General features: G+C 48.1%; 7 protein-coding genes and 1 pseudogene. All 8 read right to left on the reverse strand.

Features of this window, described 5'->3' with window-relative positions; all coding sequences use genetic code 11:
• Positions 1–218 precede the first annotated feature (218 nt).
• Complete coding sequence (locus tag NC99_RS22645) at positions 219–350, reverse strand: transposase domain-containing protein (RefSeq protein ID WP_394330540.1); 132 nt, start codon at positions 348–350, stop codon at positions 219–221.
• Positions 333–1,672 (reverse strand): annotated as a pseudogene (gene tnpC / locus NC99_RS22650) (IS66 family transposase); the annotation flags it as partial. The pseudogene tnpC and the gene NC99_RS22645, both read right to left, overlap by 18 nt.
• A gap of 27 nt (positions 1,673–1,699) precedes the next feature.
• Positions 1,700–2,083 carry an IS66 family insertion sequence element accessory protein TnpB gene (gene tnpB, locus NC99_RS05560; protein ID WP_053180707.1) on the reverse strand — a complete coding sequence of 128 codons (384 nt, stop codon included), beginning with the start codon at positions 2,081–2,083 and terminating at the stop codon, positions 1,700–1,702.
• Positions 2,084–2,086: 3 nt separating this feature from the next.
• A complete protein-coding gene (gene tnpA / locus NC99_RS05565; RefSeq protein WP_053180709.1) occupies positions 2,087–2,368 on the reverse strand; it encodes an IS66 family insertion sequence element accessory protein TnpA in 282 nt (93 codons plus the stop codon).
• 268 nt (positions 2,369–2,636) lie between these two features.
• Positions 2,637–4,613, reverse strand: a complete 1,977-nt coding sequence (locus NC99_RS21815; protein WP_204374913.1) for a glycoside hydrolase family 97 protein — start codon at positions 4,611–4,613, stop codon at positions 2,637–2,639.
• A 6-nt stretch (positions 4,614–4,619) separates the two neighbouring features.
• Positions 4,620–7,088 carry a glycoside hydrolase family 95 protein gene (locus tag NC99_RS21820; RefSeq protein WP_053180713.1) on the reverse strand — a complete coding sequence of 823 codons (2,469 nt, stop codon included), beginning with the start codon at positions 7,086–7,088 and terminating at the stop codon, positions 4,620–4,622.
• 2 nt (positions 7,089–7,090) lie between these two features.
• Positions 7,091–9,469 carry a glycoside hydrolase family 127 protein gene (locus tag NC99_RS05580; RefSeq protein WP_053180716.1) on the reverse strand — a complete coding sequence of 793 codons (2,379 nt, stop codon included), beginning with the start codon at positions 9,467–9,469 and terminating at the stop codon, positions 7,091–7,093.
• Positions 9,470–9,511: 42 nt separating this feature from the next.
• A partial coding sequence (locus NC99_RS05585) for an alpha-L-fucosidase (protein WP_157624507.1) occupies positions 9,512–10,751 on the reverse strand: 1,240 nt, incomplete at its 5' end.

Genomic DNA, 10,751 nt, shown 5'->3' on the forward strand with positions numbered 1-10,751 from the left:
TTTAAGGATTGACTAATTAATACGATTCAGCATTGTCCTGGAAACTGGATTTGAGCAGAGACCGCGCGGACCAATCCATCTTCCAACTGAGGGACGCAAAGCTGCTTACCACATTGAGTTCAAAAGGGCAAGGGGCATCCACATTACAAAAACCGGATAACCATTGAGCACATTTATCCCTTCGGGCATGAGCTTCTTGTAGGGTTACAGTAAAATGTCTATAGTTTCGCTGGCAAAAGTTCGTGTAGTTTGTTGGCCTTATGGTCCGGGATTTTGTCCAGTGTTTGCCTGAGCCAGGCAAAAGGCTCTACCTGGTTGATCTTGCAGGTAGCCAGCAGGGAGTAAATCATGGCGGCCTGTCGGGCGGCATCATGGGAACCGGCGAACAGGTAATTTTTCCTGCCCAAAGCTACGGGGCGGATGCTGTTCTCGATCAGGTTATTGTCAATTTGGAAACGGCCATCTTCAATATATCTCTCCAGGCGTGGCCACAGGTTTAGGGTATAAGCCACAGCCTCGCCAATGGCACTTTTGGGCAGTACCTGGTAGAGTTGTTCCCTGAGCCAGACTTCCATCTGCCTTAGAACAGGCACGGCTTTTTCCTGCCGGAGTTTTTTAATCTGGTCTGCATCCAGTTCTTTTTCCCGGGCCTGTCGTTCAATTTCATAAAGCTGCCCAAACATCAGTAAAGCCGTTTCGGCACGTTGGGGATCATTGTCTTTGGCATGATCAAACTTGCGGCGTGCATGGGCCATGCAGGCCAAAAGGGTGATCTTCTCTTTGTTTTTTAAATTGGAGTAAGCCTGATACCCGTCGGTTTGCAGGTAACCGGAATAATTTTCAAGCATCTGATCGGGACCTTCCCGCCCGCGGCTGGGACGATAATCAAACAGTACCAGATTTCCCCCCGGGTCATAATAAACCCAGTGATAGCCTTTGTGGGTTGATCCCGGCTTGTCTTTGGTTAAAACACGGATGGGCGTTTCGTCAGCCATCAGGTAACCGGCTGAGAACACTTGTTTTTTCAATACTTCATACAACGGTTCGAGCAGGCCGCATTAAACCAGCCGTTGATAGTTGACTCAGCTACAATGACATCCTGGCGTTTGAGTATTTGCACCAGCCGGTAAAACGGCAGATGGTCGACAAACTTGCTGATCAGCAGGTAGGCCAAAATGCCTGCCCCCGCATTGCCTTTGGGAATGGGAAGCGCGGGAAGATCAGCCACCGTGATTTGTGTTTGCTCGTCACTGGAAGCCACCACGTATTTGGGGCGGACGATCCGGCGCACATAAATGGTGGCCGGTTCGTATTCCAAAACTTCAGTAACAGCCTGGCCAATTTTTTTAGCCCCTTCGGGAAGCCCTTCCGGTTCGATCACTTCTTCCCGGCGCGGCAGATGAGGGGCCAGTTCTGCCCGTAGCGGCTGCTTTTTATCTTTGGCAGGCTTGCTGCGGGTGTAGGTGATTTCTTCCTGCTGCTTTTTTTCTGCTTGTTCCTGCGGTAAGTCGAACAACCGGTACTGGCTGGGATCAGTGGGGATGAAGCGTTCTTTTTTGGCCCCGAAAACCATGCGACGGAGCTCGGCAAGCTGGTGACTGAGCAGCTCAACCTGCTGTTTCATCTCCAAGTATTCAGACTTGGGTATAGTGATCATTTCCTTGCTTGCCATGATAGCAAAAATAATCACTTAACCCTTTTAATCATTGCATTTAAAAGTCAATTTATCAACTGTGTTTTGTGGTAAAAAACGACGTCGTTTTCTTGCATGTTCCAGCGAAATACCAGTAACCAGCATCACCAGTTCGCTGTAATCAATGGAAGATGATATGCCTGTTTGCGGCCTGGCGGGAAGCTCAAAAGTTCCTTTTTCAAGCCGCTTGTAGAAAAGGACAAAGCCACCGGATTCCCAGCGCAGCAACTTAATGCGGTTACGCGTTTTATTGATGAAAATATATACATCGCCACTCATGGGGCTCTTACCCATGGCCCCATGGACAATCCCGCACAGCCCATCAAAGCTCTTGCGCATATCGGTGGGGTTTTGATAAAGAAAATACCTGGCCGAAGAAATCGAAAACATCGCTTAAAGATTGACCAGTCCTTTGAGTGTGGCAACCGGGATGGTGGAAGGAAGCAAAAGCTCCACCCCGTTGGGATAGCGTAGACTGATACTGGTTCCGGTAACAGCCCCCAGCTGGATAAAACCACCGGAGCCCACGTCTTCTTTGTCTCGCTTGCTGATCCAGTACCGTAAAGTATGCAGGTTCACGCCTTCTTCCTGTGCAAAAGCCGTTTGGCTCAGCCCACTTTGTTGCCTCCTGTCAACCAGGGCATACATCTGCTCTGTCTTTTCCTGAGTGTTCATCTTTTTTTGATGACAAAGTCGGCCACAGATTACCCGTCATGCAACACGTTGATGGCCGAAGGGATACGAGCACATATCGAGACCCATTCAATCAAAAATATCATAAAACACTACAAATCAATATTCAACAAACTTATACGCGAATTCCGGTAGAATCATACATAAAAAAAAAGCTCTGAAAGAATATGTCTTTCAGAGCTTTTTGTCGGGAACAAAAGCGAGCTCAATTGTACCTTTTATCTTCTTATCTTGATAAGTCCGGTAGTTCTCAATTTACAACCAAGACACCCCCGTTTTCCGGTATCTCCAGTTCGACTTCCTGCTTTTTACCCATTTTTACAGAAGCGACCTGCCCATTCAGATCCGCATCATCATGATAAACCTGCATCTGCGCTCCCGCTTCAATCATCGGTAGCGTCACTTTCAACTTGATGGTTTCCTTTTGTGCGTTGATGCCGGCAATGTACCATTTGTTACCCTTACGGCGTGCCAATACAACATATTTTCCCGGGTAACCATCAATCAAACGAACTTCATCCCAGGTTGAGGGCACTTCTTTCATAAAGTTGATCGCCCATTCCGGAGCGTCGGTCAGGTTGTTGGGTGCCAATGCAAAGTGTTGCACGCTGCTTTGAAACAGCACCGCAGTTGCCAGCGCAAACACATCTGAAGTTATGCGCTTGGATCCCCGGTTGGGCGTATTATTACCATTGTAGAATTTATTGAGTGCACTGCCACCAAAATCCATGCTCGCGACTGTATTCCGTATAAATGGGTGCAAACAAGCACTAAAGGCCTCATTGTTGCAGGCGCCTTGCGAAAAATGGAGCATCTCGCTGGCCAAAACCGCTTCACTCGAAGCAAAATTGGGATACATGCGCTCCCAACCACGTGGCAGCGTGCAGCCATGAAAAATGACCATAATCCCAAAATCATTCGCATCGTACAAAATATCTTCATATTGTTTCATGGTCACTTGCTTGTCGCCTCCAAAAAAGTCAACCTTGATTCCTTTCACACCAATCCGCTGCATCCAGGCCATCTCTTTGCGGCGGGCAATCGGGTTGTCCATGATGCCACGCGGACCTTGAGGCGCATCGTTCCAGTAGCCGTTGGAGTTGTACCACAGGTAGAGCGCAACATTTTTACTTTTGCCGTATGCTGCCAATTCTTCAATTTTGTCGCGCCCAATTTGCGTGTCCCAAAGGGCATCCACCAAAATAGTTCCATACCCCATTTCAGAACTGAAATCGATGTATTGCTTTTGTACGTCGAAAACAGTACCGCCATCCATTTTAATAATCCAACTCCAGGAGCCTTTGGTGTACTCGTATTCCTGCGAAGCCTCGTAACGTGGCTCAACCACGTCGAACGGAACAGTCGTTTCAACGATGGGTGTCAAGCTTTCGCCAAGGGTAATGGTACGCCATGGGGTTTCGCCCGGCAGTGGAATGCCAGGAGCTACCGTTCCATTTCCATTATTTTCTCCTTCCTGCGGAAACCCGATGGTGTATAAACCATCGGCATGACCAATCAACCTGCTGGCGCAATAGCGGCTATCCACGCCGGTTTCAGAAATCAACACCCAACCGTTGTCGTTCACCTTAAAAAGACAAGGAAATGTGTACCCGTTTCCCCAACCGTTTTCGCCCATGGGAGCATCAACCGTGTAGGAAGTTTCGTAACTGGGTGAAGTGCGGGCGAAGCCGCCCATTGGGGCACTTTGCGGACAAAGAAAAGTGGTGGTTCCCTCAGGCAAAACAAAGCCGGAAGTTTCCTCGTTTACAACACAGCTTCTCCGGTCGTGCTGCGGAAATACCTGATATCGAAACGCCACATCGTTGTTGCTCACCCTAAACACAAGGTCAAATGCAGGCTTGTCGTCTTTCGAGAAAGAAAAAACCTGCTCATTGGCCTGGTAGTGTACCTGGCTCTTTTTGATGTTAGGCAAGGCGTACGATTCATCGAGCGCTTGACTGCTTCCGTTTTCGCCAAGCACCAAACCTTGGGTGAAATCCCCCACATTGGTTTTCAGTCCGATAGGCGAAGGTTTCAGAAACAACTTCCCATTGTAGTCAATTTGATAAGTTGGAACTCCAGCGTTGACGGAGACCGTTACCTTCAACTTTCCGTCAGGACTCAAGATCGTTTGATCGTCGGCCTTTGATGTACCGATGATCAGAAAAATAAAAAATAAAAAAAGGCTGATTTTATACATTCTGGTTGATGTTAAAAATTTATTCATGATCAATTATTTAATTGCTATTGAATACGTTTTTCCGGCCTTGGTCGGTAAATCGTACACATGCGTTTGCTGAAGGTTTAGCTCATTCAAGCGGGCGGCATCCGAAATCAACGGTTTTTCAACTTGCGTCGTTTCGAAAAACGGATTGGGATTGGTGCCTGCTGCTGCTACCAACCCATCGCCTGCTGCCTGAACCACTTCATTGGGAACTCGAATACGACAGTTTCCACCTAAAGTTGATTTGATCTCAATTTTTTGGACTTCCCCATTCCTCCATGTAAAACTCACTTCAAAACCGCCCGGAGTACGAAGTCCGGTAATTTCGCCATCCTTCCATTCATCGGGCAAAGCGGGTAGAAAATGAATGGCACCATCGTGGCTTTGGAGCAACATTTCGGCAATACCGGCCGTGCAGCCAAAGTTTCCGTCAATTTGAAACGGTGGGTGAGCATCAAAAAAGTTCGGATAGGTTCCACCATTTCTTCCGCCATTCACCGGATCAACCAGCGTCAACTGGTCTTTGATCAATTTCATCGCGTGGTTGCCATCGAGCAGGCGGGCCCAGAAATTCACCTTCCAGCCCATCGACCAGCCTGTTGACACATCGCCCCGATGAATCAGGGTTGTGCGCGCCGCATCAAAGAGCTCAGGCGTGGCATAGGGCGTAATCTGGTTGCTGGGGTAAAGCCCGTACAGGTGCGACACATGCCGATGTTTGTCATTCGGATTATCCAAATCCTGCATCCACTCCTGCAACTGTCCGTGTTGGCCAATTTGCATGGGCGGCAGTCGATCGAGGATTTGTTGAAAATCAGCCATCAACTCCTGGTCTTGATCTAATAAGGAGGCCGCTCTGATGGTTTTTGAAAACAAATCGAAGAGAATTTGATTATCCATGGTGGCGCCGGCAGTGATTGAAGGACGGCCAGCAGGTGCATTCTCCGGCGAAATGGACGGGCTGACCACCAACCATTTGTGTGTTGGCTCTTCAACCAAAAAATCCTGGTAAAACTCACAGGCCGATTTCAGGATGGGGTAAACCGATTCGAGGTAGTTCAAATCGCCACTGTACCAATACTTTTCCCACAAATGCTGCGAAAGCCAGGCACCTCCCATGGGCCACATGCCCCAAAAAGCACCATCAACTACACCGCTGATTCGCCAGATATCGGTATTGTGATGGGTGACCCAACCTTTGCTTCCATACATATCGCGGGCCGTTTGTTGTCCGGTTTCCGACAGCTCTTTCACCATTTGAATCAGCGGCTCGTGCAGTTCCGTCAGGTTGCATTTTTCGGCCGGCCAGTAATTCATTTCGGTGTTGATGTTGATGGTGTATTTGCTGTCCCATGCCGGATTGGTGCTTTCGTTCCAAATACCTTGCAAATTGGCGGGTTGTCCCCCCGGTTGCGAACTCGAAATCAACAAGTACCGACCAAACTGGTAGTACATCGAAACCAGCTCGGGATCGTGGGTTGTTGAGAAATTTTTGATGCGCACATCGGTGGGTTGTTGCGCTGCCGGCGAAGTCCCCAAATCAAGACTGGCCCGGTTAAAATATTGCTGATAAGCATCAACATGATTCTTCAGCAATTTTTTGAAGGATTTCTTTTCAGCTGCTACCAAATAGTCCACACATTTTTCGGTTTCGTTGGCCGTAAGCGTTTGATAATCGACAAAGTTGGTGGCTGTTGAGATGAGGATCAGCACTTCATCAGCATCGCTCACCTGAATTACGCCTGCATCTGCCGATGTTGTCCCCCCTTTGTTGATCATCTGGGCCTGTGTGGTAAATTTCACTTGCCCGGCAATCCCTTCGTGACTACCCGACAGGCCTGTCATTTCCAGGGTATTGGCATTAAGTACCGTGGCCGATTTTTGCAATGGCCCATTCAAATTGGCATCAAAGGTTAGCATACCGGGCTTGTCGGCAGTCAATCGCACCACAATCACCTGATCGGGTTGCGAAGCAAACATCTCGCGTTTGTAGGTCACGCCATCAAGCTGGTAGGTGGTGGTAAAAACCGCTTGCTCCAGATCAAGTTCGCGGTAGTAATTTGTATAGCCTTGATGTCCGTCAAAGCGAAGATTCAGATCGCCAACCACTTGATACATGGAACCATTGCGCCCGGTCATCATATTCTCGTTGACCATTTTTTCGGCTTCGTGGTATTGACCATCGAAAATAAGCTGCCGGATTTCGGGCAAAACCTCCAACGCCTTGGGGTTGTCGTTTCGCGAGGGCCCACCCGACCAAAAAGTCTCTTCGTTCAGCTGAATCTTTTCAGCGGCCGGATCACCGTAAATCATGGCGCCCAGCCTCCCATTGCCAATCGGGAGCGCTTCGTTCCAAACCGTCGCCGGTTTGTCGTACCACATCTTTAGTTTTCCGCCTTTAGTGGCCCATGCCTGACTGCTTATAAGAAAAAAGCTTGCAAAAAGCCACACGATTAATCTCAATTCTAATTTTCTCATCTTTAATGTTTTATTAGTCGTACATAGTAAACTCCGCCGGCCGTATTTCCGGGTAGTGACTGAAATTTCACCCTAATGTTTTCCTTTCCCTTGACCATGGAGTCAGGAATGGTGTATTCCACATCCTGAAATCTTGATTGATTCCAGCGGCCGGTATTGTCTTCAGTCCGTAGTTTTTCATCATCAATGTAAATATCAAATTTCCGGGCGCCCCATTCCGCGCCCCAATAGCGAACAATCAGGCTCAGGTCAGTTTCCGAATTTGTTTTCATTTCGTAGCTAAAATAACCGCCATTACGGGCATCGCGAAAAGATTCATGGTTGGCATTGCCCGAATTCGATTTTTCGTGCTGCATGGCGTGGTCGGTTTCGGGCTGTTGTTCGCCGGTAGCAACAAAGTCGACGGTGCGTTTTTCCAAAGCTATTCTCTCACTTTCAATGGTTGCCAATGAATCGACGTACGACTGGTAGCCATTGTTCGTGAGCGCTAACCAGTAAATCATGTACCGTGCATCGTGAACATTTGCAAAAGGCTCCAGCGTCACGTCAATCGGATTCACCATTTCAACATGAAGTCTGAAATTAAGTGGTTCACCCTCAAGTGGTTCCAACTTGCCGGCCATGTTTTCAATATCATCGTCAACCAGAATTGGAGCCTGGTCAACCGGCAACAGTTTACCGCTTGTGTGTTGCGCCCATCGCCCATCATCGGCCAGCAGTCCTTTTAAATCTTCGGTGCCTGTTTTGGCGCCAAGCAATATGGGGCCATGCATAAATGCGACGTAGTTAGGAACATTGGGCAAACGCTCCATGGTATTGTGCATGGGTAATTCAACCACAACCTCATCGCCTTTCTTCCATTTTCTGTCAATACAGATATAAGAAGAAGGGTGAGCAGAATAACTCATAGCATTTCCGTTCACCGTAATTTTCAACGCTCCCTCTTTCACCCATTCGGGATATCTGACCATCAGTTTAAAGTCCGATGAACCCTTGGTCACCGTGAGTTTTGTACGATCGTCGTAAGGAAAATTCGTTTCCTGCCTGATGCTTATTTTTTTATCCTTCCAATTGAGTTCCGAAGCAATAAAAAGGTTAAGAAACAGTGAATCGGCCGCATGGGTGTAAATGAATTGGTTGTATTTACCATGGTTCTCCATTCCCGTGCCGACGCAACACCACATGGCATGATTGGGCGTAGAGTAAACCCGGTAATGCCGCGGACGGGCCGAGGTGAAATACACATAGCCGCCATGTTCCGGATGTTGGGTTGAAAGGATGTGGTTAAAAAGCGTGCGTTCGTAGTAATCGACATAGTGCGCCGATGGGCGTACGCGAAACAAATCTTCGGTCAATTTGAGCATGTTGTAGGAATTGCACGACTCCGGGCCGTCGGCATCGTGCACAAAATCAGCACAGGATTCGACACTGGGGAAGTGTTCCCTCCGGCTGTTTCCTCCAAACGCCAGGGAACGATTTGCCACAATGGTTTCCCACGAAAAGCGGCTTGCTTCATCGTATTTCTGATCCCCATCGAGCTCCGCAATCCTGGCAAACCCTATAAACTTTGGAATTTGTGTATTGGCGTGCTTGTTGTCGAGATTGTCAATCGCATTCGACAAAGGCTCCAGAAACGCGTTGTGCGAATACCTTTTTGCTGCTGTCAGGTACTTTTCATCACCCGATATTTGATAGGCATCCGCAAAAGTTTCGTTCATCCCGCCATATTCATGATTAAGAACCGACTGCATTTGCTCGTCATTCAGGGCCGAAGTGATGTCGATTCCCCAATCGCAAAATTTTAAAAACATCGACTTTGCCTCTTCGTTGTCGCAATAAAGCCAGGCATCTCTCAAGCCGGCATACATTTTATGTAAATTATAATAAGGTGCCCAGGCAGAAAAATATGCGCTGAAATCGCCTTTCTTAAACGCCGACCACAATTTTGCACTGTTTGGAAAACCGCCCAGGTAGCCCACACCCCACTCGGCATGATTAATCGCATTTGCTTCCTGACAGGTTTTAAGTTCCGAAAGCATATATTCCATGCGTGTCCGGCACTCTTGGTTGCCCGTGGCCGCATAGTTCATGGCCATAGCCGACAGGTAGTGTCCAGCCACGTGCCCATCAAGTCCTTCCCAGTTGGGATAGCTTTTGGCCTTTTCGGGCAAGCCTGCCTCTTTTCGATAAGGGGCCAGCAAACGGTCAACATCGTATTGCAGCAGCACCTGGATGTTCAGGTCGCGGGCATGTTTAAACGGCCCGTCAAGCAAGCTCACATCCGATAGCGGAAATTCATTTTTATAAAGCTTTTCCTGTGCTTGAATCGCGTTGCAAAAAACCAATAAGCCAAACAATAAGCCAAACTTTATTTTTATCATCCGAATCAATTCCATTTATTCATTTTGGTTCCTGGGTCTTCTTTATTCAAATTCGACCTTAAATACCGTGGCCAGCTCGTCCATGTCTGATGAGGCCGGAGTTGTAATGGCTATACCATCCGGTGTTTTAGCCCACTTCAATTCGACACCACTCCCCACAACCGAAACGCGTTTAATATTTGATTCGGCAAGGTGATGAATATCGAAGGTTGAATTAGCTTCGGGTAGCCCCAGTGAATACACAAACAGGTTCTTTTGATCTTTTGAAACGGAAAAACGGATGTCGTTCTGGTTGTAATCCATGGTTGCTGTTTGACCTCCGAACTGACTGGCTTCGAATTCGGCCCTGCCATAACCAAAGGTGCTGTAGGCACGGGTTTCATAAACTGCTTCCTCGTGTTTTTCAATCCAGTGGCCAATTGCCGCCAGTACTTCGCGTTGCGCATCGGGTATCACACCGTTTGCCATGGGCGAAATGTTCAGCAGTACAATCCCCCGTTTGCTCCAAACATCAATCATATTACGGATCACCAGCGCCGGGTTTTTGTAGGTTTGCCCGTTGGTGTAACACCAGCTCCCATAGCTGATGGTAATGTCCGTTAACCAATAATCGTCCGAAAGTTCGGTTTTTCCACCTTGCTCCATATCCAGGATGCCAACATTGGCCGGCAGGTCTTCTTGCTTGTAGTTCACAATGGGCTGTTGCCCGCGCGACACCGCCGTATTAAAATGATGAGCCACCATTTTCTGCCGGTAATTTTCAGGAATTTCATCCAACCATGAATCAAACCAGATCATATCAGGCTCATATTCATCAACCACTTCGTTCACCTGGTTTAGCCAGTATTCGTGAAATTCATCGGCTGGAATATTACCATACAGCAAGCGCAGTTTCGGGTCTGTAGTAGAAGTAATGTAGTCGGGGTGATAAGGAAAATGACTGTTCCAGCAAGGATCGGGCGTGTTTTTGGCCCATGCTGCGGTGTCGGTGGCATAGCGCTGAAGCAACCTGGCGTGATGAAAAGTGGCAATGGTTTGCATATCGCGCTTTTTAAGTTCGGAAAATAATTCACCTAAAATATCCTTTTCGGGCCCCATATCCTTGGCATTCCACGGATTCACCTGACTTCCCCACATCGCAAAACCATCGTGGTGCTGCGCGACCAGCCCCGCGAAACGGGCGCCTGATTTTTCAAACAGATCAGCCCACTCCCCGGCATTAAAATGCTCGGCCTTAAACATGGGGATAAAATCATGGTAATTGAATTCGCTTAAGGGCCCG

It is taken from the genome of Sunxiuqinia dokdonensis, from assembly GCF_001270965.1.
GTDB lineage: Bacteria > Bacteroidota > Bacteroidia > Bacteroidales > Prolixibacteraceae > Sunxiuqinia > Sunxiuqinia dokdonensis.

Excerpts from the sequence above, each read along its gene's own strand:
- NC99_RS22645 (WP_394330540.1), bottom strand. The coding sequence starts at position 350 with ATGATTTACTCCCTGCTGGCTACCTGCAAGATCAACCAGGTAGAGCCT.
- tnpB (WP_053180707.1), bottom strand. The coding sequence starts at position 2,083 with ATGTTTTCGATTTCTTCGGCCAGGTATTTTCTTTATCAAAACCCCACC.
- tnpA (WP_053180709.1), bottom strand. The coding sequence starts at position 2,368 with ATGAACACTCAGGAAAAGACAGAGCAGATGTATGCCCTGGTTGACAGG.
- NC99_RS21815 (WP_204374913.1), bottom strand. The coding sequence starts at position 4,613 with ATGAATAAATTTTTAACATCAACCAGAATGTATAAAATCAGCCTTTTT.
- NC99_RS21820 (WP_053180713.1), bottom strand. The coding sequence starts at position 7,088 with ATGAGAAAATTAGAATTGAGATTAATCGTGTGGCTTTTTGCAAGCTTT.
- NC99_RS05580 (WP_053180716.1), bottom strand. The coding sequence starts at position 9,469 with ATGATAAAAATAAAGTTTGGCTTATTGTTTGGCTTATTGGTTTTTTGC.